The sequence below is a fragment of the Pontixanthobacter luteolus genome (genome assembly GCF_009828095.1).
In the GTDB taxonomy this organism is placed as follows: Bacteria; Pseudomonadota; Alphaproteobacteria; order Sphingomonadales; family Sphingomonadaceae; genus Pontixanthobacter; species Pontixanthobacter luteolus.
On record NZ_WTYP01000001.1, the window covers coordinates 855,344 to 878,383 of the forward strand.

Annotated in this window: 17 protein-coding genes; 10 read left to right on the top strand and 7 right to left on the bottom strand. The window is 57.5% G+C overall.

Features of this window, described 5'->3' with window-relative positions:
• Nucleotides 1-13 precede the first annotated feature (13 nt).
• From GRI43_RS04090 to GRI43_RS04105, 4 genes are all read left to right on the top strand, one after another.
• Entirely contained in the window at nucleotides 14-496 is a 483-nt protein-coding gene (locus GRI43_RS04090; RefSeq protein WP_160729795.1) for a hypothetical protein, read from the top strand.
• A 71-nt stretch (nucleotides 497-567) separates the two neighbouring features.
• A complete protein-coding gene (locus GRI43_RS04095; protein WP_160729796.1) occupies nucleotides 568-1,629 on the top strand; it encodes a hypothetical protein in 1,062 nt (353 codons plus the stop codon).
• 64 nt (nucleotides 1,630-1,693) lie between these two features.
• On the top strand, nucleotides 1,694-6,706 hold the full coding sequence (locus tag GRI43_RS04100) for a hypothetical protein (RefSeq protein ID WP_338090003.1): 5,013 nt from the start codon (nucleotides 1,694-1,696) through the stop codon (nucleotides 6,704-6,706).
• Nucleotides 6,707-6,753: 47 nt separating this feature from the next.
• Nucleotides 6,754-8,835: a proprotein convertase P-domain-containing protein gene (locus GRI43_RS04105; protein ID WP_160729798.1), complete on the top strand. Its 2,082-nt coding sequence runs from the start codon at nucleotides 6,754-6,756 to the stop codon at nucleotides 8,833-8,835.
• Between the two features lie 34 nt (nucleotides 8,836-8,869).
• Here GRI43_RS04105 and GRI43_RS04110 read toward each other — a convergent pair whose 3' ends face one another.
• The 4 genes from GRI43_RS04110 to hppD all read right to left on the bottom strand — a co-directional run bounded on the left by GRI43_RS04110 (nucleotide 8,870) and on the right by hppD (nucleotide 12,885).
• Complete coding sequence (locus GRI43_RS04110; protein WP_160729799.1) at nucleotides 8,870-10,054, bottom strand: MFS transporter; 1,185 nt, start codon at nucleotides 10,052-10,054, stop codon at nucleotides 8,870-8,872.
• A 102-nt stretch (nucleotides 10,055-10,156) separates the two neighbouring features.
• Complete coding sequence (locus GRI43_RS04115; protein ID WP_160729800.1) at nucleotides 10,157-11,071, bottom strand: mechanosensitive ion channel family protein; 915 nt, start codon at nucleotides 11,069-11,071, stop codon at nucleotides 10,157-10,159.
• 135 nt (nucleotides 11,072-11,206) lie between these two features.
• Nucleotides 11,207-11,782 carry a VOC family protein gene (locus tag GRI43_RS04120; RefSeq protein WP_160729801.1) on the bottom strand — a complete coding sequence of 192 codons (576 nt, stop codon included), beginning with the start codon at nucleotides 11,780-11,782 and terminating at the stop codon, nucleotides 11,207-11,209.
• A complete protein-coding gene (gene hppD / locus GRI43_RS04125) occupies nucleotides 11,779-12,885 on the bottom strand; it encodes a 4-hydroxyphenylpyruvate dioxygenase (protein ID WP_160729802.1) in 1,107 nt (368 codons plus the stop codon). Before hppD ends, GRI43_RS04120 begins: the two co-directional genes overlap by 4 nt.
• Before the next feature lie 162 nt (nucleotides 12,886-13,047).
• On the opposite strand from hppD, the gene GRI43_RS04130 reads away from it, so the two are divergent.
• The 3 genes from GRI43_RS04130 to GRI43_RS04140 all read left to right on the top strand — a co-directional run bounded on the left by GRI43_RS04130 (nucleotide 13,048) and on the right by GRI43_RS04140 (nucleotide 16,021).
• Nucleotides 13,048-13,368 carry an FtsB family cell division protein gene (locus tag GRI43_RS04130; RefSeq protein ID WP_160729803.1) on the top strand — a complete coding sequence of 107 codons (321 nt, stop codon included), beginning with the start codon at nucleotides 13,048-13,050 and terminating at the stop codon, nucleotides 13,366-13,368.
• Between the two features lie 133 nt (nucleotides 13,369-13,501).
• Complete coding sequence (gene pdhA / locus GRI43_RS04135; protein ID WP_160729804.1) at nucleotides 13,502-14,626, top strand: pyruvate dehydrogenase (acetyl-transferring) E1 component subunit alpha; 1,125 nt, start codon at nucleotides 13,502-13,504, stop codon at nucleotides 14,624-14,626.
• A gap of 3 nt (nucleotides 14,627-14,629) precedes the next feature.
• Nucleotides 14,630-16,021: a pyruvate dehydrogenase complex E1 component subunit beta gene (locus GRI43_RS04140; RefSeq protein ID WP_160729805.1), complete on the top strand. Its 1,392-nt coding sequence runs from the start codon at nucleotides 14,630-14,632 to the stop codon at nucleotides 16,019-16,021.
• A 14-nt stretch (nucleotides 16,022-16,035) separates the two neighbouring features.
• Here the strand turns inward: GRI43_RS04140 and GRI43_RS13840 are convergent, their stop codons facing one another.
• Genes GRI43_RS13840 through GRI43_RS04155 form a run of 3 tightly spaced genes read right to left on the bottom strand, consistent with a single transcriptional unit; the run spans nucleotide 16,036 to nucleotide 19,570 of the window.
• On the bottom strand, nucleotides 16,036-17,073 hold the full coding sequence (locus GRI43_RS13840) for a TadE/TadG family type IV pilus assembly protein (RefSeq protein ID WP_202391584.1): 1,038 nt from the start codon (nucleotides 17,071-17,073) through the stop codon (nucleotides 16,036-16,038).
• Nucleotides 17,070-17,657: a TadE/TadG family type IV pilus assembly protein gene (locus GRI43_RS04150; protein ID WP_160729806.1), complete on the bottom strand. Its 588-nt coding sequence runs from the start codon at nucleotides 17,655-17,657 to the stop codon at nucleotides 17,070-17,072. The genes GRI43_RS13840 and GRI43_RS04150 overlap by 4 nt, the downstream gene beginning before the upstream one ends.
• The gene (locus GRI43_RS04155; protein WP_160729807.1) at nucleotides 17,654-19,570 is read right to left on the bottom strand and encodes a Tad domain-containing protein; all 1,917 of its coding nucleotides are present in this window, start codon (nucleotides 19,568-19,570) and stop codon (nucleotides 17,654-17,656) included. Before GRI43_RS04155 ends, GRI43_RS04150 begins: the two co-directional genes overlap by 4 nt.
• Nucleotides 19,571-19,794: 224 nt before the next feature.
• Here GRI43_RS04155 and GRI43_RS04160 point away from each other — a divergent pair, with 224 nt between their 5' ends.
• From GRI43_RS04160 to GRI43_RS04170, 3 genes are read left to right on the top strand one after another with little or no spacing between them, the layout of a single operon-like run.
• Entirely contained in the window at nucleotides 19,795-21,708 is a 1,914-nt protein-coding gene (locus GRI43_RS04160; protein ID WP_235903601.1) for a Tad domain-containing protein, read from the top strand.
• Nucleotides 21,705-22,322 (top strand): TadE/TadG family type IV pilus assembly protein, encoded by a 618-nt coding sequence (locus tag GRI43_RS04165; RefSeq protein WP_160729809.1) that lies wholly within the window; start codon nucleotides 21,705-21,707, stop codon nucleotides 22,320-22,322. The genes GRI43_RS04160 and GRI43_RS04165 overlap by 4 nt, the downstream gene beginning before the upstream one ends.
• Complete coding sequence (locus tag GRI43_RS04170; RefSeq protein WP_160729810.1) at nucleotides 22,322-23,005, top strand: TadE/TadG family type IV pilus assembly protein; 684 nt, start codon at nucleotides 22,322-22,324, stop codon at nucleotides 23,003-23,005. Before GRI43_RS04165 ends, GRI43_RS04170 begins: the two co-directional genes overlap by 1 nt.
• The last annotated feature ends 35 nt before the right edge of the window (nucleotides 23,006-23,040 follow it).

Here is a 23,040-nt window from a genome sequence, read left to right on the forward strand (position 1 = left end):
AAGGAATAGAACAATGAAAACAGGTCGTATTTTCGGAATTTTTGCGGTCGCGGCCGCACTCGTATCCTCGCCGGTTTCTGCTCAGGCAGAACAGCAGGCGATGGTTATCAGTGGCGATGTAAAGGTCGTGAAGACTGTCACCGCTGATGATGGAACAGAGCAGACGGAACTGGCGGACACCAGCGTGGTGGTTCCCGGTGACAAGCTTCTGTTTCGCAACAACTACCGCAACCAGAGCACCGAGCCGGTTGAAAACTTCAAACTGACCAATCCGCTTTCGAGCGCGGTCGTGTTTGCGGAAGACAACGATCCGGCGCTCGAAGTTTCGGTTGATGGTGGCTCCACCTGGGCTGCGCTCGCAGAACTGACGGTAACCAATGAGGACGGAACAACGCGCGCCGCACAGGCTGGCGATGTTACCCACCTGCGCTGGACACTCAAGATGATCCAGCCGGGCGAAACCGGACAAGTCACCTTTAACGCATTCGTTCGCTGAGAAGCGGAGGGAAGCCGCCTAGTCCCGTGGGCGGTCGGGGAATCACGGGTCGCATAAGAAGGACCAATAACATGAAACGTACCAAGCAAATGCTTGGGGCGGTGAGCGCGACAGCACTCATTGCCTTAAGCGTAAGCCCGGCCTACGCGGCCGGGACGACGGCAGGCGACCCAATCGCCAACACCGTCACCGTCGATTACCAGGTCGGCGGGTTCAATCAGACCGCAGTTCAGGATACAGATACCTTCACGGTTGACCGCAAGGTTGACGTGACTGTGACTGAATCGGGCGATATCGGACGTACCGCTGTATCGCCTAACCAGACTGAGGCTGTGCTTCAGTTCGATATCCAGAACCTGTCGAACGACGTTGTCGACCTTGATCTCTCGACCGCTCTCGCAGCGGGCAACGATTTCACGCCGACTAACATCCAGATCTGGCAGGATAACGGCGACGGCGTGTTCGATTCCGCCACCGATACTCTTGTCACATATCTCGACGAGATGGCTGAGGACGAAATCCGTACTGTCTTCGTGACCGCTGACATTCCTGTTGGTGCGAACACCGGCGACGTGGCTGATATCACGCTCACAGCCGATGCACACGCAGGCGGCACAGCTGCTTCGCTGGGCGCTGAACTGACCGATACTGCCGGTGCAAATACCGCAGGTGTCGATACAGTTCTGGCTGACGGCGCAGGTGATACCGACGCGGCGAACGCCGGCGACTTCTCTGACACTGACGGCTTCGTCGTCACTGCAGCAGCCGTCACGGTTTCCAAAACCAGCGTCATCATCAGCGATCCGGTAAACGGCACCACCAACCCGAAAGCAATTCCGGGTGCAGTGGTCGAATACTGTATCGCAGTTTCGAACGGCACCGGCGCGGCAACTGCCACAGGCGTTACCGTAACCGATAACCTGCCGGTCGACCTCGAGATCGACGACGTATTTGGTGTCTTCATCGATGGTACGGTGGACGGAACTGGCGCTTGCCAGGCTGACGGTGTTGATAATGCCAACAGCAACTTTGTCGACAATGCTCCGGGCACGCAAGACCAGGTAACGGGCACTCTCAGCGATATCGCTGCAGACGTAACCCGCACCTTGTACTTCCGCGCCACGATCAATTGATCTGCTGATTATTTGATCACCTAGCATGGTGCGTTTCATCCCTTCCTTGCGCGATTGTGCAGCAGTGCTCTTGGTAGCACTGCTGCATTTCGTCGTGCTTGGAGGGAATGCGCACGCGCAGACAATTACCAATGTGGCGCGGGCCGACTGGAGCGATCCAGCCGGGCCGCGCACAACGGTTTCAAATCCGGTCGAACTGGCAGTTCTGCCGCCGCCGGTTACGATCATCACCTATGTTCCCGCACCGATTGACGGGGACATCATCAATTACAACCCGCCGTTTTGTAACGGTCAGACCGTTCGCGGGCTGTCCAGCACCCAATCAGGCGGCGTTTCGCTTCCGGTAAACCCGTCGAGCACCGTTCGCCCGGGCCAGGACCTGCTGTTCCGTGTTAGTGCTCCGCAAGCAAATACAGACGCTGGCGCTGTCGATAGCCTTGTCGCCGTCATCTACGGCAGCGATGGTGACGAAGAAGAGATCACCATTTACGAAACCGGCGAGAACACCGGCATTTTCATCGGGCAGATCCCGACCATCAGCGTTCCGCCTTCGGCAATCGTCCGGAATTGCGTGCTTAGCGTCCGCGCTGGCGATGCGATCAATATCGCCATCCGCCGTATCGGCGACAGCGACATCCTGATTTCAACCATTGTTGACGTTCTGGCAGATCCCTTCGGCGTGGTTTTCGACAGCGAAACAGGCGAAGCCGTGAATGGCGCGCGTGTCACGCTGGTCGACGCAGTGACCGGCCAGCCAGCGACCGTGTTCGCTGAAGACGGTGTCACGCCGTGGCCATCAACAGTTATCTCCGGCCTGCCGATCACCGACGCTGCCGGTAACGTTTATCCGATGCCTCCGGGTGAATACTGGTTCCCGCTGACCTTTTTGGGCAACTACCGCATCGTCGTAGAGCCGCCTTCGCCATACACCGCGCCTTCGGTTGCGACACCGGCGCAAATTGCCCAGCTCACCCGTCCAGATGGCGGCATATTCCGTATTCTTGACGCGTCTTATGGCGGGACATTCGAATTGAATGATCCAACCCCGGTTCGGATCGACATTCCGCTCGACCGCCCTGGCATCGCCGTCAGCCTGCAAAAGACCGCTTCGCGCAACACGGCCCAGCCGGGCGACGTCGTTTTCTATTCGATCATTGCCCGCAATCAGGATTCCGGCCGCATCAAACGCGATGTCACTCTGGTCGATACGCCGTCGCCCTGGCTCCGCCTCCGCAAGGATTCAATCCGCGTTGATGGTGCAGAAGCTGGCGATGTTGTCACCACCGCTGCTGACGGGCGCCAACTCACGATCTCGCTGGGTGATATTGCAGGCGGCGCACAGAAACGCGTTACCTATGCCATGGTCGTGCGGCCTGATGCCCCTCCGGGACAGGCAGAAAACCGCGCAACCGCAACCGACAGCCGCGGCAACACTGTTGCCGCAAGCGCGTATGTCGATATCCAGCGCGAAACCATTGCCGGACGCATGACCCTGATCGGGCGTGTCACCGCCGGAACGTGCGACCTTCGTGATGACCGTGTCGGCATTCCGGGTGTCCGCGTAACGCTCGAGGATGGCAGCTTTGCAATTACTGACATCGACGGGCGCTATCACTTCGAAGGCCTGGTGCCGGGAACCCACGTGGTTCAGGCTGCCGAAAACACGCTTCCCGAAGGCGGCAAGTTCGTTGACTGCTATCGTTCTACCCGCAGCACCGGCAGCACGAATTCGCGGTTCGCGATCGGGCAGGGCGGATCGCTGCTGGTTGCAGATTTCCATGCCGACCTTCCGGTAAGCTGGAAAGCAGAAGACCCGCTCGCCGTGGCGCAGCTCGCTGAAGAGCAAGCGGCAGAAGAGCTCGGCAATGTGGATTGGCTTGCACAGGGCGATGGCCCTGATGGCTGGCTCTTCCCTGAAATTGATTACAATCCGCGTACCCCGGCAATCCGCGTCGCCATTCGCCACCGCAAAGGCCAGAAGGCCGAGCTGTTCGTAGACGGCAAGCCGGTTAGTGCGACTGCATTCGACGGCATCAAGAGCGCCAGCGACGGCCCTTACGCTGTCAGCCTGTGGCGCGGTGTGCCGTTGGAAAACGAACAGACCAAGCTCACCGCCAACATAATCAACTCGCTTGGCGGTGTCTCCAAAGAGCTTGAGCGCGATGTGTATTTCACGTCGACCGCTGCCCGTGCCGAATTGGTTCGTGGCGAGTCGGTGCTGGTCGCCGACGGTACAGCCAAACCTGTCGTTGCGGTTCGCATCACCGACCGCAATGGCCGCCCTGTTCGCGCGGGCATCTCAGGCGAATTCATCATCAACGCGCCTTATCAGAGTGCGTCGCAGATCGCGCAGCAGCAGCTGCTCCAGCTTTCAGGCGGCGGCAAGACCGGTGCACGCTGGATGGTTGAGGGTTCGGACGGCATCGCCCGGATCGAGCTTGCCCCAACCATGGTCAGCGGTTCGGTCCGTCTCGACTTCCGTTTTGCTGACGGCGAAGTTACGCGTCAGCAGGAACTCGAAGCATGGCTGGAACCAGGCGATATCGAATGGACGGTCGTCGGTCTCGCCGAAGGCTCGATCGGGGCGCGCACGGTTGCGGACAACATGGAACGCAGCGGCCGCTTCGACAGCGATCTTGGCGACAAGGCACGCGTCGCGCTTTATGCGAAAGGCCGTGTCCTGGGCAAATTCCTGCTGACACTGGCGTATGACAGCGCCAGGCAGCGCGACGATCAGCGTGTGCTGGGCCAGCTTGATCCGAATGCATATTACACTGTGTTTGCTGACACTTCGAGCCGCCGTTTCGACGCTGCATCGCGTGAGAAACTGTATGTCCGGATCGAAACTTCGACTTTCTACGCGCTGTACGGTGATTTCCAGACTGGTTTCGACCAGACCCAGCTGGCCCGCTACAACCGCACCGCAACCGGCTTCAAGGGTGAGGCGCGGGTGGGCGCAATCCAGGCACAGGCTTTTGCCGCCGAAATTGCCACTCGTTATCGCCGCGATGAAATCCAGGGTGCAGGCATCAGCGGACCTTACCGTCTGAGCAGCCGCCGGATCATCGCGAACAGCGAACGCATCGCAATCGAGACCCGCGACCGTTTCCGTTCTGAAGTTATCGTTGATCGCCGCGAGCTGACCCGTTTCATCGATTATGACATCGATCTGCTTTCGGGCACGATCACATTCAGCGAACCGCTGCTGAGCCGCGACTTCGACCTCAACCCGCAATTCATCGTCGCGGATTACGAAATCGACGAACTGTCGGGCGGTGAGCTGAACGCGGGCGCCCGCGCGACATGGACCGACCCGTCGGGCAAGATCCGCATCGGCGCCACTGCAATCAGCGACAAGGGCGACGAAGCCCGCACCAATATCGGTGCTGTCGATGTTCGTGCCCGTCTTGGTGACACTACTGAAGTTCGCGCTGAACTGGCCATGAGCCGCAGCGATGGCAAGACATCGACCGGATGGATGGTCGAAGCAGAACACCGCGCCGGCCCGGTTGATCTTCTCGCCTATGTCCGCTGGCTGGATGCAGACTTCGGTGTCGGCCAGGAAAGCGGCGCAGAACGCGGCCGCGCGAAGGTTGGCGTCGATGCCCGCTATGAATTCAGCGAACACCTGTCGGTTGTCGCAAGTGCATGGCGCGATGAAAGCCTGACCGACGACCGCAAGCGTCACGCGGTCCAGGTCCAGGGCAACTATCGTTCGGGTGACACCGACCTTCAACTCGGCATCTCGCACTTCAACGACCGTCTTGATGATGGTTCGCGGAACAAGTCGACCTTGCTCGAAGGCGGCGCGACTCACCGGTTCCTGAACAACAAGCTCGAACTCAGCGCCAGCACCAGCGTGGCACTCGACAAGGCTGAGTCGGTGGACCTGCCAGCGCGCCACCGCTTGACCGCTCGCTATGCTGTTACGAACGACGTTAAGCTGGTCGGCCTCTACGAGATCGCCGATGGCGAGAGCATCGACGCCCGCACGGTTCGTGCAGGTATCGAAGTTGCACCGTGGCAGGGCGGACGGATCGTCACCTCGCTGGGCCAGCAAGCTATCGGTGAATATGGCAATCGCAGTTTTGCGGCCTTTGGTCTTGCGCAGTCTTTGCAGGTTTCGCCAACGCTTATGCTTGATGCCACCGTCGATGGCAGCCGCACTTTGGGCGGCGGTGTCGCCGTTTCCGACATCATCAACCCGGCGCAGCCGATCGCTAACGGCGGACAGCTTGGTCAGGACGGATCGATTGTAGAAGACTTCACTGCAATGACCTTCGGCGCTGCCTATCGCAAGGACCGCTGGAGCGCGACGGCACGGGCTGAGTACCGCGACGGTGAATTCGCCGATCGCAAGGGTTTTACCTTCGGCGCGATCCGTCAGCTGGGCGAGGGCAGCGTTGTCGGCTCCGGCTTCACCTGGACCAAGGCCGATGGCGACAATTTCGCATCGACTGAAATCTTCGATGGCGCGGTGGCTGTTGCGCACCGTCCGGATAATTCCGAAATCGCGTTTCTCGGCAAACTCGAATTCCGCAGCGATCAGGTTACCAATGCCGTGGCCGGTGAAACTGGCCCTGCTGGCCGCACTGCGCTGACCGTAACGGGCGATGCAAAATCGCGCCGCATTATCGGCAGCCTTTCGACCAATTGGTCGCCGCGCGGATATGACGATCTCGGCAATATCGAAGGCATCGAATATCAGAACCGCCGTGATGAATTCGGTCTGTTTGTTGGCGCGCGGTATAACTTTGACCAGTTCGAGGGTTTCGATCTGGCTGGCTTTACCGCGCTGGCCGGCCTCGATGCCCGCTTTGGCATCGGCGAGAAGTTCGAAATCGGCGCCACTGCAACGGTCCGCGCCAACCTGACCGACAATGTCACAAGTTTCTCGTTCGGTCCGAATGTAGGCTTCTCGCCTGCCAAGGACACTCTGATCACGGTCGGCTACAATATCAGTGGTTTCCGCGACGATGATTTCTCGGCCGCTCGCAACACTGACAAGGGCATCTATGCAAGCGCCCGGATCAAGTTCGACGCCGATACATTCGGGTTCCTGGGGCTGGGCCGATGAGCGGCGCGGCTATAACAAGTTCATCAGAAGTTAGGGCCGCATTAACCATGCCGTTCTATCATTTCCGCATGTTCTGGCGGCAGGTTTTTGTTGGATGCGAGATTGTATCGGCGCGTATGCGTGCGGTCGCCGCTCATTGCGCCTTTTGGCTGCTGTTTGCCTTCCTTGTGATCGTTTCCAGCCCGGCTGCAGCGCAGTCTGTAACTGTCAGCAACACGACAACCGGTACGATAGACGGCACCACCACTTGTTCACCAGCTGCGCCGCTTGTTCGCACATTCACAGTCGGCAGCAGCTTTGTACTCAGCGATGTGAATATCGGCGTCCTTGCCACACATTCGTGGAGAGGCGACATTCAGCTGACCTTGCAATCCCCGGCGGGAACGCGTGTGCAGCTTACCAATGGTGATACCACGAATGTCAACGGCGACAATTTCAACGTCCTGCTGGACGATGCGGCGGCAACGCTTGTCAATACAGACGGAAATTCCGTCAATCACTCAACCACTGCCCCGCCATATCAGAACACTTTCCGTCCGCGGAATTTGCTCAGCGCCTTTAACGGGCAGAATTCTGCCGGCACGTGGCGGCTTGAAATTTGCGACCTTTTCCCGGGTGCTGACAACGGCACGTTCCGGAACGCAACTCTATACCTGATGGGCCCGAGCGCTGACCTGTCGCTTTCCAAGTCCGTGAGCAATGCGACCCCGACTTCCGGTTCTGCGATCAGCTACACTCTTACCGTTTCAAGCGCCGCCTCGTCTTCAGGCACCGCAGCGGGCGTGCAGGTGCGGGACATTCTGCCGTCCGGTTTCACCTTCACAGGCGCGAGCGGGACCGGCGATTACGACGACGATACAGGGGTTTGGATAGTTGGAAGCGTCCCTCCGTCGAGCAGTCGGTCAATCACGATTAGCGGCAACGTAAATGCATCGTCCGGGGCAACCGTAACCAATACGGCCCAGATTATCGCAAGCTCGCTTCCAGACCCGGATTCCACGGTCAACAATGGGGTGACCTCGGAGGATGATTACGCAACCCGCAGCTTTACAGTCAGCGGAACACGCGTTGCCGGCACCCCGCCAACTGTAGTGTGCCCCAACGGTTCGGTGATCTTCGACTGGAATACGGTCGCATGGAACGCGGGCAATACGTCGGGCAGCTATCCGCTTGGGCCATTTGGAAATATCACCTTTGGGATCACCAACCCGGGCACTTGGTACAACAGCGCGACCTATGGCGGCCAATCACCTGCACGTCAGAACGTGATCAACGGCGGTTTCGGGACGGGCGAGTTTGCACTGTCGCAAATTGTCGATCTGCCAACCAGAGCGTCAGAAGTTGTCACAACGATCAATTTGCCCGCTGATATGAGCCGCGCACAGTTCCGCATATTTGACGTTGATTTCAACGCCAACCAATTTGCCGATCGCGTCGAAGTGGTGGGTTATCTCGACGGGGCGACCGTCATTCCGGTGCTCACCAACGGCACTGCAAACTATGTCATTGGTAATCAGGCATTCGGCGATGGGGCCTCTGCGGATGCAGAGGCGAACGGAAATGTCGTCGTCACGTTCCAGAGCGCGGTCGACACGATTGTCATCAGGTACGGCGACTATGCAGCAGCGCCGAACGATCCCGGTCTGCAAGGTATCGCGCTGCATGACATCTCGTTCTGCTATCCGGTGTCGAACTTGAACGTGACGAAAGTTAGCTCGGTCATTTCTGATCCGGTCAACAATTCGACGAACCCCAAATCCATTCCGGGCGCCTTGTTCGAATATAATTTCACCGTCGGCAACCCGAACACATACCCGGTCCAGAATATCGTTCTGAGTGACATTTTCCCGGCCGACGTCAAGATGTGTATTGCCAGTATCGGCGGCAGCGGCCCGGTTGTATTTACCGATGGATCGCCAGCATCTGGCCTCAGTTACAGCTTTACGTCACTGACAAGCGACACAGATTCGTTGGAGTTCTCAGAGGACGACGGATTGACCTGGGGCTATTTGCCCATGGACGATGGCGAAGGGTGTGATGAGAATATCGACGCCTTGCGCATCCGGCCATCGGGAAGCTTGAATGCTGGCGGTACTGCCTCGTTCCGCGCGCGTTTCAAAATCCTGTAGAGGCCCGACTCAAACGTCGCGTCGGCAGACGTGATCAGTCACCAAACTTCTTCCATCCGACATAGGACAGGGCAGCGCCCGCTCCTGACATGAGAACGAGCAATGCTGTTGTGCCGGCCCAATCGAACCGGTCATACACTGCGGTTCCGAGGAAGCTGCCGACGCCCCCTCCGATGAACATCATCACCACGTAAATCGTGGTTAGTCGGGTGCGCAGTTCGGGTGCCAGCGACAAAAACGTCATTCGACCAGTCACATCTACGCCGGGCCCGACAAGGTTGCCAATCACCAGCGGAATGCAAATGCCAATCAGAGAAAATCCAAGCGGATAGAGCAGGGCGAGGCCTGCAACCTGGATCAAACCGAAAGTCAGCCGGGCCTTTCGCGGGCCGACCATATCCGCCCATCGCCCAAGGCGAGGTGTGGAAAGGATGCTGACTGCGGCGATGCCTGCAAGATAGCCGACGGTATCGACCCCATATCCCATTTCGGGGCTTGTCAGATGCAATGCCAGACCCAGCCACAAGGCGATGAATGCGCCGAAGTTGAGCCCTTGGATCGCGCCTGAAAGGATCACTTCGCGGTGCGACTTGGCGAGCGAGCCGAGTGAGGAGAGTAGCTGGACGTAGGTGGAACTTGGCCGGGCAGCATCGGACCGTTTCTCTAGCAGGAACGGCAGCAGCGCGGTCACAATCACCATGAAACTGGTCGCGATCCAGTAGACGGTCCGCCACCCGTACAGTTCCGTGATTATGCCTGCGCCAACGCGGGCCAGCAAGATTCCGAAAATCACGCCGGCGGTGAGCAGAGCAGTAACCTGGCCGAGTTTTTCCGGCGGAACACGTTTCGATGCGTAGGCCGGCAACAGATATGGCGCGATCGTGAAAAACCCGAGCAATGTCGATCCGGCAACGAACAGAGTGAAGCTTGTGCCGAACGTCATGAGCATCAGCGAGCCAGTTTGGCCGCTGACAAACAGGATCATCAATTGTCGGTTCGAGAACCAGTCACCGAGAGGAAGCAGCAACAAGATGCCAATCGCGAGCGCAATCTGGTTAAGAGCAGGAACCAGCCCGATACGCGCGTTGCTGACTCCGAAATCGGCCGCCACCTCCCCGATGATCGGGTGGATGTAATACGCATTGGCGGTCACAACTGCTGCGACAAAAGTCAGCGCATATTGCTGACTACTGGTGAGGTAGCGCGTTTCGGCAGTCATGACGCGTCGCTTTCAAATCGCATGAGATGATTTCGCTAAGGCAAAATCGGGGCCTTCACCAGCCCCATTTCACAGCCGCCTGCTGATCGCGGGGGACTTGCCTCAGGCAGCTTCGCCGGGGCTCGTACCCATCGGCACGCGCTCCTTGAAAGTGTGCGTGATGTAAGGGAAGGGGATTTCAATTCCTGCATCATCGAGACCGCGCTTGATGGCACGAATAACCGCATCGCGGCTTTCATGACCATTGCGTGGTGACGATCCAGCCCACCAGCGAACCTTGAAATCGACCGAACTCGAATTGAACTCGCAAGCAAACACATCGATGCCTTTTTCGTTATCGACGGCATCCACGCTTTCTACAGCTTTGCGGATCACATCCGCTGCCTGATCCAGGTCAGTGTCGTATGATACTCCGGCGAGCACTTCATGGCGTCGCTGCGAAACGTCGGTCAGTATCTCGACCGGGTTCTTGAACAGCATTGAATTTGGGACGAGCGTGACTTCGCCCGAAAGCTTGCGGACATAGGTTTCGCGCAGCGTAATGTGTTCAACCTTGCCGGTGATCCCGTCGCATTCGATCACGTCACCGATACGCATTTTCTCGCGCAACATGATAAGAACACCCGCAAGGAAATTCTCGAAGATATCCTGAAATGCGAAACCGATCGCAACTGCGCCGATGCCGAGACCCGCGATCAAGCTTGCCGGGGTCAGGCCTGGCATCATGACCGTCAGGGCGATCATCAGACCCAGAATCCAGATCGCCAGTTTCACCAGCGTATCGACCAGGTTTTTGAGGCTCGGCCGCATCTCCGTTTTGCCGATCAGTCGATCAGCAATCCTGACCGCAAATTTTGCGAAGATCCACGTGATCACCAGAATGACGAGCGCAATCGCCATGTTCGGCAGAGCGCGCACGATACCTTCGCCCATCTCGACCAACTGGTCCTGAAGGGTCGCGAAAGTGTTTACGGTTGTATCGAAGTTTTCGCCCGGAGCGACTGGTACGGTTTGCATGGAGTCCCCTGTTTAGACCCCTAACGCAAGTGCAATACACATGGTTCCGACAAGGTTTTCCGGCGGCGAAATTTGGCCGCCGATCCTAGCTTGTCGGCCTGCTGGATGGTGGGCAAAAGCCCTCCAGCGCGGCTATCAAGCCTTGTTTCCATGTTCTGATCGGGCGATTTCATGAAGCCAGTCCGCATGGCGAGGGGCCTTCTTCGTCTCGCTCCATTCGTCCAGCATCGGCATCGCGACTTTTTTCAGCTCAGCATATTGATCGTCGGTGCCGATATCTGCCGCGAGTTCGACCCGGTGACCGTTCGGATCGAAGAAGTAGATCGATTTGAAGATGCCGTGATGCGTTGGCCCCAATACATCAATGCCAAGGCTTTCGACATGCGCTTTGGCTGCCAGCAATTCCTCTTCCGAGCCTACGCGGAACGCGAGGTGCTGAACCCATGCCGGCGTATTTTCATCACGGCCCATTTCTTTCTGATTGGGCAGCTCGAAAAACGCCAGGATGTTGCCGTTACCTGCATCTAGGAAGACATGCATGTAGGGGTCGTACTCACCGGTCGACGGGACATGATCCTCCGAAAATGCGGAGGTGTATTCCATGCCCAGAACCTTGCCGTACCATTCGACAGTTTCTTTGGCGTCTTTGCAGCGATAGGCGGCATGGTGAACGCCGCCCAGCTTGATGGGGTGGGGCGAATGATCATTCATTCGGCAGGCTCCATATTGTCGACCTTCAAGGCACCGCGGTTGATCTGATCGCGTTCCATGCTTTCAAACAGAGCCTTGAAGTTGCCTTCGCCAAAGCCATCATCGCCCTTGCGCTGAATGAATTCGAAGAAAACAGGTCCGACCTGTGCTTCTGCAAAGATCTGCAGCAGCAAACGGGGCTGGCCGCCTTCCGTCGTGCCGTCGAGCAGAATCCCGCGAGCCTGCAGTGCCTCCGGGTCTTCGCCGTGGCCGGGCAGGCGTTCTTCGAGCATTTCGTAATAGGCGGTGGGCGGGGCGGTCATGAACGGAACGCCGAATTCTTTCAGTCGGTCCCAGCAAGCCACAAGGTCGTCACAGATCAACGCAATGTGCTGAATGCCTTCGCCGTTAAATTCGCGCAGGAATTCTTCGATCTGACCTTTGCCGCCTTCGCCTTCTTCATTTAGCGGGATGCGGATCTTGCCGTCAGGAGCCGTCAGGGCTTTCGAGGTCAGGCCGGTATATTCACCCTTGATGTCGAAGAAACGGATTTCCTTGAAGTTGAACAGGCGCTCGTAATAATCTGCCCAATACGCCATGCGCCCGTTGTACACGTTGTGCGTCAGGTGATCGATAATCTTGAACCCGGCGCCTTCAGGATGCTTGTCGACGCCCGGTAGATATTCGAAATCAATGTCATAGATCGACAGACCTTCACCGTTTTCATCAGCATAGCGGTCGATCAGATACAGGATCGCCCCGCCAATACCGCGAATGGCCGGAATGCTCAGTTCCATTGGGCCGGGTTCGTTGGCAACCGGTTCTGCCCCCTGAGCGATCAGGTGGTCATAGGCCTTGCGGGCATCTTTGACGCGGAAAGCCATGCCGCACGCGCTGGGTCCGTGTTCGCGGGCGAAGAACCATGCGGCAGAGCGGGGTTCGTAATTTGCAATCAGGTTGATACCGCCCTGGCGCCACAGATCGACGTCCTTGCTGCGATGGGTCGCGACATGCGTGAAGCCCATGGCTTTAAAGACCGGTTCCAGCTGGCCCTTCTCCGGTGCGCAGAATTCTACGAATTCAAAGCCGTCTAGGCCAGCGGGGTTTTCAAAGAGATCGGGCATCTGGTCATCCTGAATTTGGTTTCAATAGAAACTATATAGCGGATACGGGCATGGTTTGTCAAAGTTCCGGCACGCAATCGGTGCCCTTCGGTCCATCGAAAAATTTACGTGCAAGCAAGTTAACGCTTGAAACACTGAATCAACTATGATTCTAAGAGAATTATGACGGTTGAAGGACACAAGATCTCGCTCCCCAAGGAGCAGGTGACGCAGGGGCTGGCTTTAGCCGTGCTCCTGTTGCTTACCGGTCTTGCCATTGCAGGCCCGAGCGGACTGCTTGCATGGAGCGAGAATTCGCAGATCCTCGACCAGCGCCATCAACAGATAGCCACTCTGACGGAAGAGCGTGACGCACTTCGCAACCGTGTCGATCTTCTCGACCCGGCCAATGCCGATCCCGACCTGGTCGGCGAAGAGCTGCGCAAGAACCTGAATGTCGTGCATCCTGACGAAGTCGTGCTGACTCTGCCAGCGCAGGACTGAATTTCCTTTACGATTTCGTATGCAGCGCGGTCTTGGGCCGTTGCGCTTGCGTCTGTCATGCGCCTATAGGCTGGTGAAAGGCATAAAGCCCTAGAACCGCCTCCCCAGGTAATAACAGTCGAGGATTTTCGCTTTGGCAAAATCGCCCCGGACCAGCAAAGCAACTGCAAAGAAAGCGCCAGCCAAGAAGCCGGCCACGAAAAAGCCAAAGGCCGCAGAGGCGGTGGCAACAGATGGGGATTTTGTCCTCCATAGTTTGCAGGATGCGCACGAAAAGAACCCTCGCTACGACGCCAGCGTCGAAGAGATGATGGAGTTCTATGAGCAGATGCTGCTCATCCGGCGGTTCGAGGAAAAGGCAGGCCAACTTTACGGCCTCGGCCTGATCGGCGGTTTCTGCCACCTCTATATCGGACAGGAAGCCGTCGCGATCGGCCTTCAAAGCGCGCTGGACAAGGACAAGGACAGCGTCATCACCGGTTACCGCGACCACGGGCATATGCTCGCCTATGGTATCGATCCGAATGTGATCATGGCTGAACTGACGGGCCGGCAGGCTGGCATTTCGAAGGGTAAGGGCGGGTCGATGCACATGTTCTCGACCGAGCATAAGTTTTATGGCGGTCACGGCATTGTTGGTGCTCAGGTTGCGCTTGGCGGCGGATTGGCGCTGGCCCATCAATACAGCGAAGACGGCGGCTTCTGCCTCGCCTATTTTGGCGACGGTGCGGCAAACCAGGGGCAGGTATACGAAACCTTCAACATGGCGGCTCTCTGGAACCTGCCGATCGTGTTCGTGATCGAGAATAACGGTTACGCGATGGGCACAGCGGTCACCCGCAGTTCCGCCGAAACGGAATTCTATCGGCGCGGCACAGCGTTCCGCATCCCGGGCATGGACGTCAACGGTATGGACGTTCTGGCTGTTCGCGCCGCAGCGGAAGTGGCGTTCGACCACGTTCGGTGCGGCAAGGGGCCGGTATTGATGGAACTGAATACCTACCGTTACCGCGGCCATTCGATGTCAGACCCTGCGAAATATCGCACCCGAGAAGAAGTCCAGGAACAGCGTGATCACCATGATCCGATCGAGGCGATCAAGAAAGCCCTGATGGAAAACGGCAAAACCGAAGACGAGCTTAAATCAATCGATAAGGCGATCCGTTCGCGGGTCGCCGATTCCGCTGATTTTGCCGAAAACTCGCCAGAGCCGGAAGCGGCCGAACTCTACACCGATGTGCTGGTGGAGGAGTATTGAGCCATGGCTATTGAACTGAAAATGCCCGCGCTTTCTCCGACAATGGAAGAAGGCACCCTGGCAAAATGGCTGGTGAAAGAAGGCGACGAAATTGCGCCTGGTGACATTCTGGCCGAAATCGAAACCGACAAGGCAACGATGGAATTCGAAGCCATCGATGAAGGCACTGTTGGCAAGATCCTCGTTGAAGAAGGCACTGAAAACGTCGCTGTCGGCACCGTGATCGCTATGCTTGCCGGCGAGGGCGAGGATGCGAGCGACGTATCAGCTGCCTCAGCCGAGGCCCCAAAGGCAGCGGACGCAGCGGATGGTGAGGGCAAGGAAATTGGCCGCGAACCCAGTGAAGCCGAAATCACCAAGCCGGTGAAGGCTGAGCCGAAGAGAGATCCTGAAATTCCGCATGGCACGAATATGGCGACCGTGACGGTGCGCGAAGCCTTGCGCGATGCAATGGCCGAGGAAATGCGCCGGGACGAGCGAGTGTTCGTCATGGGTGAAGAAGTTGCCCAGTATCAGGGGGCTTACAAAGTCACTCAGGGCTTGCTCGACGAATTCGGGCCGAAGCGAGTGATCGACACGCCGATTACCGAATACGGTTTTGCCGGTATCGGTGCAGGCGCGGCAATGGGCGGTTTGCGTCCGATTGTCGAATTCATGACCTTCAATTTCGCGATGCAGGCGATCGATCACATCATCAACTCTGCCGCGAAAACGAACTACATGTCCGGCGGCCAGATGCGCTGTCCGATCGTGTTCCGCGGCCCCAACGGCGCAGCAAGCCGTGTTGGCGCGCAGCACAGCCAGAACTACGGCCCATGGTATGCGAGCGTTCCAGGCCTGGTGGTCATCGCACCGTATGATTCGTCCGATGCGAAGGGGCTAATGAAAGCCGCCATTCGCTGTGAGGATCCGGTCGTGTTCCTCGAAAACGAGCTGGTTTACGGACGCAGCTTTGAACTGCCTGAACTGGACGATCACGTCCTGCCCATCGGCAAGGCGCGGATCATGCGCGAAGGCAGCGATGTCACGATCGTCAGCTATTCCATCGGGGTCGGGCTGGCCCTGGAAGCGGCCGAGGAATTGGCGGGCGAAGGGATCGATGCGGAAGTGATCGATCTGCGAACGCTGAGGCCGCTGGATAAACAGGCTGTTCTTGACAGTCTGGCGAAAACGAACCGTCTTGTGATCGCGGAAGAGGGCTGGCCAACATGCTCAATCTCTTCGGAAATCGTTGCGATTTGCATGGAGGAAGGCTTCGATCACCTCGACGCGCCGGTTACCCGCGTATGCAATGAGGATGTGCCGCTGCCCTATGCAGCTAATCTTGAAAAGATGGCCCTGATCGACACGCCGCGGATCATCGAAGCGGTGAAAAAGGTCTGCTACAAGGTCTGACTGTCAGCGTTACGTCAGCACAGGAACAGGAGCTTTTCCCAGAGCGGGCAAGAAGGCGGATTGGATCCACCACTGCCGCCGGAGGAGCCGCCGCTGGAGCCTCCGCCACTCGATGCACCGCCGCCAGAAGTCGTCGTCGATCCGCCGGATGTAGTTGTGCTGCCGCCGCTTGTGGTCGTGCTGCCACCGGTTGTTGTAGTGGACCCTCCCGATGTGGTGGTCGAACCTCCCGTTGTGGTGGTCGAACCTCCGGAAGTTGTAGAACTACCGCTGCTGGTGCTGGTACTGCCGCCGGACGAACTGGAGGTGACGCCCCCGCCAAAATCCCATTCCCAGCCGCCACCTTCCGAGCGGGCTTCGGGCACGGATTTGTATCCGTCGTAGGTGTCACAACCTGACGCGGCGTCGGGGTTTGCCAGATCATACTGGTATATCTGCGTCAGATCGCGGCTGTCGCGAACGTTGAAGGCAGAATGCACCTTGATCAGGCGGTCGCTGATAAATGCATCGGTCACCAGCGGCTGATATTCGTAGAAAACTTCGACGAACACGACAGCTTCGCCTTCCATTGCGATCACTTCCTGACCGGCCGGGCCCATGCCGGTGAAGCTAGGGTCGCCTTTGCCGGTGCCTTCGTCACCATAGCCGGAGTTCACGTTCATCCGACCCTTGCAGCGCTGCCAGTGGATATACTGCTGGGTGCCTGTGGGGTCATCCGGATCGACTTCGAGACTGCTGATGATAACCCGGCCGAATTCATACAGGTCGATCGCTTCACCCGCCTGAATGTTGGAGCCGAGAAGCAGATCGTTCAGATCGGTTTCGTAAATCTTGCGGTCGGTCAGTGTGGATGTGTCGCCGATCCGCGAAGCGTTGTCGGCAATATGCATTGCGGTCTGGCTGATCTGCATATGCGTGACAGCCAGGTTCGCGGTCTCCAACCCCCACAGACCAGCCGTCAGCATCATAGGCGCAGCAAGCGCAAATTCGGTCATCGCGACTGCTGCGGTATCGCCCTTGAGGCGGCGGAGCATTCTGGTCATCTTACTCATACGCAGTTCAAGGTTTCCGTGGTGTCGGTATCAAGCGAATATGGCTGGTTGCGCAGCACGCTCGAGGCTTTGGTCGACACGGTTTCCGACACGCCGATGAACGGTGCCAAGGGGAACATTCTGGGATAGGTGACCGTGACTTCATACAAGACCGCATCGCGCGCGCCGCCCATGCCGGCGGTTCCACGATCCGCGTCCCATCTGCCGTTGTTGTTGGCGTCTTCGTAAGGTTCGCCATCATTGCAGGTGGAATCGCCGTTAAGGTCTGAATAGTCTTCCGGCTGCTGAACGTCGGTGAAATTCGCGTAGGCCGTGCGAGAGAAGCTGAGATTGGCATTGGGCACCACATCGCGGACGGCGGCAGTCACCCTTGCATCAATACCGCTGGCAACAGCCCCTTCGATGGTTGAGCCCCGAGCTGCCTGCTGGATGGCACCATGCAACATCGTGTTCGAATACATGTTGTAGGACAGATCGAAGAGCCCGATCAGCATCAACGACAGCACTGGCGCGATCATTCCGAACTCGACAATCGATACGCCGCTTTCATTCTGGCGCAGGTCTTGGAGGCTGCGCCGTATCATTGCGACAATCTCAAATCGCCAACCGACTTTGCGATAGCGGTGAAGGCATCATTCAGTTCGGCCGCGTTCGATGCTTCGAAATATCGGCCAGCACCGGCACAGTCGATCATCGCCTGATTGGCGTATGTGCCGAATGCGATCACCCAGACCGTCACGTTGCGCTTGCGCACTTCCGAACAGGCCACACCGAAACGAGCTTCGATAGTTTCCGCCAGCGTCAGCGAGGCGCTGCTGTCCCACCGCCGCTGGTCGAGGCCATCAACGCCATAAGCGCCGTAGGCGAGATCGTAGGGTTCGGTCTGTCCGTCGGTCAGGAAGATCAGGTGCCGGCTTTTCGGTTCACCGGGTTGATCACCGTTCTCCGAGGCAAAGATGCCGGTAGGGGAGATCAGACGGGCACCCCAGATCATGCCGATATCGTGATAGGTGGCGCCGAAGGGCTGCAATGTCGCGAGATAGGCGTCCACCTCTTCGGCGGTCATTTCCTGCAGCTTTTGTGCTTGTGCCGGGCAGTCTGAAAACCACCAGGTTCCCGATTGCGCGTACTCTTCGTCAGTGCGTACCTTGGGGGTCGTGAAGTCGCCGGACCCGTCGCTAGAGATTGATCGTGCGTAGATGATTTCCGGATAACGCGGTTTCCACTGTGTGTCGGGATCACCTGCTGTGGGGACCAGGTCTATGTCGAGGTCGAGATTCTTGCTGAAATCGACGTTGCTGTAATCGGAAATCTGCGTCGTTGCGCGTTCTTCGATGCAGCCTGTGGTTTCCGAACGCCAGTTGGACACATCCTTGGAAAACTGGTCGTACTCATAGATGATCTTTTCGAATGCAGGAACGAATGTGACCTTCTCATAAGTTTCGACGAAATTCGTATCCGTCGCCTTCTTGATTTCACAGGATGACCCATTCAGCGATGTGCCGTAGCGCGTGCCGTTCTGGACACGACGCGTGTATTCGATCGTTTCGACGCCAGGCGGGTCGATTGCGACATCGGTTGCAGTCGACTCTACGGTATCCGTGAACGTCCATGTGTTCGCAGGTTGCGCGCCTTCACACCGGTAATATCCCTCTTCATCGGAACCAACCGGCGGAACCCACGTGGCATTATAGGTGGACACAAGTGTCCATGGTGTGCGGTCGCCGCTTACATATTCCCAATTGCGCCAGATGGTTTTTGCAGCGACCGACGTACGCAAACCGGTGTCCTCGCGTGTTTGGTAAAGCCATTGATCGGCCACCCACGAATCTTCTAACAGGCTGCCGACATTCACGTTGGTCGCATAAGGCACGAAGCCGTATCGGATCAGAGCGCCAGGCGCCTTGGCACCTTCGAGCTGCCCGTGAAATCCGCGGATAGTCTGTTTGAGAGAGTCGATCCGCGAAGAGGAGTCGCCGAAATTGGTGTGCCGCATCGACCCGGTGACATCGAGCACCATCATAATGTCTAGCGCGGTGACATTCAGCACGGCCTCGCATTCCACATCAACCGGCACGTTGTCGAACCCGAATACGTTCATCACACTGGTCGGAACGTCTGCCGATGCGGTGCCGGAGATCGCGAAATCGCCTTCCAGCGTCATGGTGAAATCGCGGTTGGCGCTGCCATACATTCCATCGCGGAAGTTCGTATTGAAGAAACGCTGGCCCATATCGGCTGTGCCCGCCGGGATCATTCCCGTCACCGTCGGTTCGGTGCCGAACTTTTTACGGGCCGCCAGAACACCGGCGTCACAGGCCTGCTGCAGCCGCGCCGAAACCAGATACGCGCGGCCCATATCGACGCCGCTACCAACCAGCCCAAGCAGGGGCAGGATTGCCGCAGCGAGCAAGGCAAGCGTGTTGCCTGAGCGATCTTTGGCCAGCCGGCGAAGCACGCCGGAAGCTCTCGCAAAAGGAACATCTCTAGAGATCATTGCACTGCCATTACGCGGCCTGAGTAGCGATGCGGTGAATTGGTATGGTTAATTTGCGGTCAACTAATCCGATGTTTGCGGGGGCAGAGCGGATTTAGAGATTGTTAAACCCTTGCCCCTATTTCGGCAGGGTCATGACAAAAGGCCGAACATCCATGAAGCACAGAGCAGATCCAATGCCGCAAGGTGTATTGCGGCTACTCAACGATAAGCGTGGTAACATCATGCCCATCGCTGCAATCGGTATGATTGCGATGGCTGGCATGGTCGGCGGCGGCGTCGATATCTCGCGCGCTTACATGGTCCAGAACCGTCTCCAGAATGCTTGCGATTCCGGCGTGCTCGCGGGGCGCCGCGCGATCAGTGACGACGGTTTCAATACTGCGGCCAAGAATCAGGCGGAAGATTACTTCGACACCAATTTCAACCAAGCGAATGAGGGCACTCGAAATACGAGTTTCGTCACCACCTCCGCTCAGAATGACAACCGTGTAAACGGGGTCGCGAAAACAACGGTCGATACGGTTGTCATGAACCTGTTCGGCTTTTCCAAGCTTGACCTGTCGGTCAATTGTTCGGCCTCGATGTCGATCGGCAACAGCGATGTTGTGATGGTACTGGACAACACCGGGTCTATGGACTGGACATTGTCAGGTGCGACGACATCGGATGATTCGCAGAAGCGCATTACGCATCTGAAAACTGCGATGAAGAATTTCTACGATACAGTAGAGGCATCACGTAGCGGGACCAATGCCCGTGTGCGTTATGGCTTTGTGCCATATAGCACTTCTGCAAACGTCGGTAAGTTGATCACTGACGTCAGCCCGGCATATTTGGTCGAGAACTGGACCTACCAGTCACGCGAACCGCAATTTACCACGGAAGAAAACCAAACCCTCGTTGGATATGAGGCGCCCGTTTATTCCAGCGAAACCAGCTACAGCGATATCGACTACGGCAACTGGTTCTTCAATTCGAGCACTCGCTACGCCAAGAGCAAGGATTGCCAGGATGCGTTGCCGTCCAACACTGCCTGGACCAATAATGGCGGTACCACGAGTAGCACGCTCACGGAAATCAACAGCTCTGGCCAGCGCGTAACCTCAACCACGGTTTCGCAGCCACAGAAGCGGACGATCTATGATTGCTACCGGCAGAGCCGTGGCAAGTATTACATTATCCGCCAGAACCAGGAACGCGATTTCAACGATACGGATTACGCGATCGAAGATCCGATCTATACCACCACGTCTGTCTCCGTGTTCGACAAATGGGAATACAAGGAAGTATCCTACAACGTCGCCGCTTACCGCGCGGGAACTGCGGTTAACGTGCCAATGGGGACCGATGGCTCAAACGTGGCGACGACCTGGAAGGGCTGCGTTGAGGAAGCTTCCACCAAGGAGCAGGACAACTTCCATTATTCGAAGAACAGCGGCCTTGATCCGTCGGATGCTTACGACCTCGATATCGATCTGATACCGGATTCAAGTGACGACGACACGCGTTGGCGTCCGCTGTGGCCGGAAGTCTCGTATTACCGGACAACTGACTCTTCGGGGCGCTATTATTCCGCCAGCCCGCGTAGTGATTATGGCACGAAAACCTATGCCGCTTGTCCGGTAGAGGCACAGCTTCTGACCGAAATGAGCGAAAGCGAATTCGATGCGTATGCAGACTCGCTCCAGCCGGAAGGTTCGACCTATCACGACATCGGCATGATCTGGGGCGGACGGCTTTCCTCGCCTGAGGGAGTTTTCTCCGCCAACGTGACTGCGGCACCTGCCAATGGCAGTGCAGTATCACGCCACATCATCTTTATGACCGATGGTCAGATGTCCACCAGCAGCGGTGCCTACACGGCATACGGTATCGAATGGCATGATCGCCGGGTGACCGCGAATGGCTATGCCGACCAGAACCGCCGCCACGCGAAGCGTTTTCTGACCGTGTGCGAGCAGGCCAAGGCGAAGGGTATCCGCGTGTGGGTCATCGCCTTCGCATCGGCTTTGACCACCGATCTGGAAACCTGCGCATCAACAGATAGCGCATTCCCGGCGGCCAGTGCTTCGCAGCTCAACGCTGCATTCCAGGAAATTGCCAAGAATGTTGGCGAATTGCGGGTGGTCCAATGATCGCCGCAAGCTGCACCCTGAAGTTGGGCAAGGCCTTTTGGCTGCGCCTGCGCTCTGACGAGAGCGGCACTACGGTCATGGAATTCGGCCTGATGGTGACTGTGTTCATGACACTGCTTCTGGGCCTGTTTGATCTTGGCCAGATGGCTTATGCCAACGCGATCCTGAAAGGCGCGACACAGGACGCCGCGCGCTCGTCTGCACTGGAAACGGGCAACACCACAGTCGCCGACACCAAGGTCAAGGAAGCCGTGCAGGCGGTTGCGCCGGGTGCCACCGTCACGTCGAGCCGGGTCAGCTATTATGACTTCGAAGACGTTGAACGGCCGGAGTCTTGGAACGACGAGAATGACAACGCAATTTGCGACAATTCCGAAGCGTACACCGATGAAAACGGCAATGAGCAGTGGGATTCGGATATCGGTATCTCGGGCAATGGCGGAGCAGGCGACGTCGTGATCTATACGGTCACAGTCACCTACGATCCGCTCTTTCCCAATCCGTTCATGCCCGGCGGTGCCAGCGAGCGTAAAATCTCTTCGTCAGCAGTGAAGAAGAACCAGCCATTTGCCGATCAGGCAAGCTACGGCGCTGAAGCGGGGATCTGTGACTGATGTTCGGCTTGTCACTCATTAAGGCACCGCAGCGTGCCGCGAGGCTTTTCAAACGGCTCGGCGCGGAAAAAAGCGGCGTTTCGATTGTCGAGTTTGCACTGGTATTGCCGGTGCTGCTCACACTCGGCCTGTTCGGTACCGAAATCGCCCGTATGGCGACCATCAATATGACAGTCAGCCAGATCGCGCTTTCGCTTGCCGATAACGCTTCGCGTCTCGGGCAAACCGACAACAGCGGTGTGACGCCGACAATTACGGAAGATAATGTCGATGCAGTTCTGGCCGGGGCACTGCGCGACGGACAATCCATCGGCCTTGAGGCAAGTGGCCGGGTGATTTTGTCCAGCCTCGAATATGATGACTTCACTGGCCGCCAGTTCATTGCCTGGCAGCGCTGCCAAGGCGATCTCGACGTCGATTCCGATTACGGAAACGACACCGACAAGAACGGTCTGTCAGGCACTCCGATTACCGGCATGGGTGACACTTCAAGTGAAATACGCGCCCGCTCCGGGCAAGCGGTGATGTTTGTCGAGATCGAATACGAATATTCGGCCCTGTTTGAAAACCCGTTCGGTTCGGGCGACAAGACCTTGCGCAAGGAAGCCGCGTATCTGATCCGCGACGACCGCAATTTGACCCCTGGCCTGACCGGTGGAAACAGCGATTCCGCTTGCGACTAAGCCACTTCGGCATTGAGTAATGCCGCGCTTTGGTG

What these genes read in the sequence shown, in the direction of transcription:
- GRI43_RS04090 (WP_160729795.1), top strand. Translation starts at nt 14, where the DNA reads ATGAAAACAGGTCGTATTTTCGGAATTTTTGCGGTCGCGGCCGCACTC.
- GRI43_RS04095 (WP_160729796.1), top strand. Translation starts at nt 568, where the DNA reads ATGAAACGTACCAAGCAAATGCTTGGGGCGGTGAGCGCGACAGCACTC.
- GRI43_RS04105 (WP_160729798.1), top strand. Translation starts at nt 6,754, where the DNA reads ATGCCGTTCTATCATTTCCGCATGTTCTGGCGGCAGGTTTTTGTTGGA.
- GRI43_RS04110 (WP_160729799.1), bottom strand. Translation starts at nt 10,054, where the DNA reads ATGACTGCCGAAACGCGCTACCTCACCAGTAGTCAGCAATATGCGCTG.
- GRI43_RS04115 (WP_160729800.1), bottom strand. Translation starts at nt 11,071, where the DNA reads ATGCAAACCGTACCAGTCGCTCCGGGCGAAAACTTCGATACAACCGTA.
- GRI43_RS04120 (WP_160729801.1), bottom strand. Translation starts at nt 11,782, where the DNA reads ATGAATGATCATTCGCCCCACCCCATCAAGCTGGGCGGCGTTCACCAT.
- hppD (WP_160729802.1), bottom strand. Translation starts at nt 12,885, where the DNA reads ATGCCCGATCTCTTTGAAAACCCCGCTGGCCTAGACGGCTTTGAATTC.
- GRI43_RS04130 (WP_160729803.1), top strand. Translation starts at nt 13,048, where the DNA reads ATGACGGTTGAAGGACACAAGATCTCGCTCCCCAAGGAGCAGGTGACG.
- GRI43_RS04140 (WP_160729805.1), top strand. Translation starts at nt 14,630, where the DNA reads ATGGCTATTGAACTGAAAATGCCCGCGCTTTCTCCGACAATGGAAGAA.
- GRI43_RS13840 (WP_202391584.1), bottom strand. Translation starts at nt 17,073, where the DNA reads ATGAGTAAGATGACCAGAATGCTCCGCCGCCTCAAGGGCGATACCGCA.
- GRI43_RS04150 (WP_160729806.1), bottom strand. Translation starts at nt 17,657, where the DNA reads ATGATACGGCGCAGCCTCCAAGACCTGCGCCAGAATGAAAGCGGCGTA.
- GRI43_RS04155 (WP_160729807.1), bottom strand. Translation starts at nt 19,570, where the DNA reads ATGATCTCTAGAGATGTTCCTTTTGCGAGAGCTTCCGGCGTGCTTCGC.
- GRI43_RS04160 (WP_235903601.1), top strand. Translation starts at nt 19,795, where the DNA reads ATGCCCATCGCTGCAATCGGTATGATTGCGATGGCTGGCATGGTCGGC.
- GRI43_RS04165 (WP_160729809.1), top strand. Translation starts at nt 21,705, where the DNA reads ATGATCGCCGCAAGCTGCACCCTGAAGTTGGGCAAGGCCTTTTGGCTG.
- GRI43_RS04170 (WP_160729810.1), top strand. Translation starts at nt 22,322, where the DNA reads ATGTTCGGCTTGTCACTCATTAAGGCACCGCAGCGTGCCGCGAGGCTT.